General features: G+C 48.8%; 1 protein-coding gene. It reads left to right on the top strand.

Annotated features, from left to right (window positions below; genetic code table 11):
* Positions 1-773 (top strand): phage tail tape measure protein (locus ACFILW_RS10370; protein ID WP_375685797.1); only part of this gene is annotated, 773 nt, incomplete at both ends.

Here is a 773-nt window from a genome sequence, read left to right as displayed (position 1 = left end):
AATCATCTGCAAGAGGGGATCGCTTCTGCCAAGCGGGATCTTGCAGCCTTTAGTTCAGATATTGCGCATTTCCAAAACAAGACAAGGCAGCATTTTAAAGGGTGGTTTGACTCGGAGCATCTGAGGGAAGCAACAGCCAATGCGGAAAATGCTTTTAACCAAGCGCGGGGGCGCATGGTGGGTGCCATTGCGCAAACAGCAACCTTAATTGCACCGCTCTATAAAGCCATGCAATTTGATCAATCGATGAAGGGATTAGAAAAGGTTCTCGATGCCCCCCTTGATCGCTTAAAGGAATTGCGCCGTTTTGCGCTTGAAACCTCCACCAAGATTCCGTTAGCGGCGCGTGAAGTCTTAGAATTGATGACCAGTGCCAGCCAAGCAGGGATTGGCGAACAAGATCTGGAAGCTTTTAGCATTTATGCTGCCAAAGCGGCTGTTGCTTTTGATATGACGGGAGATCAGATTGGGGAGCGCTTTGCCAAATTGCGCAATGTCTTTAAGCTTAATCAGGCAGGCATTGAAGATCTAGGCGATGCTATCAATCATCTCTCTAATCACATGGCGGCAAAGGCAAGTGAGGTGTCTGATTTTACCAATCGTGCCACCGGTGCGGCAACCATGTTTAAGCTCACCGCGCGCGAAACTGCAGCATTTGGTACGGCGATGATTTCTGCTGGTATTGTTCCTGAGAGTGCCGCGCGTGGTTTTAATGCCATGAGTGCCCGTATTCAGGCAGGAGGCAAACATATTGAAGATGCTTTTGCCAATAT

The organism is Bartonella sp. TT110JLCBS, from assembly GCF_042193405.1.
GTDB lineage: Bacteria > Pseudomonadota > Alphaproteobacteria > Rhizobiales > Rhizobiaceae > Bartonella.
This window is presented reverse-complemented; position numbering and strand designations above follow the sequence as displayed.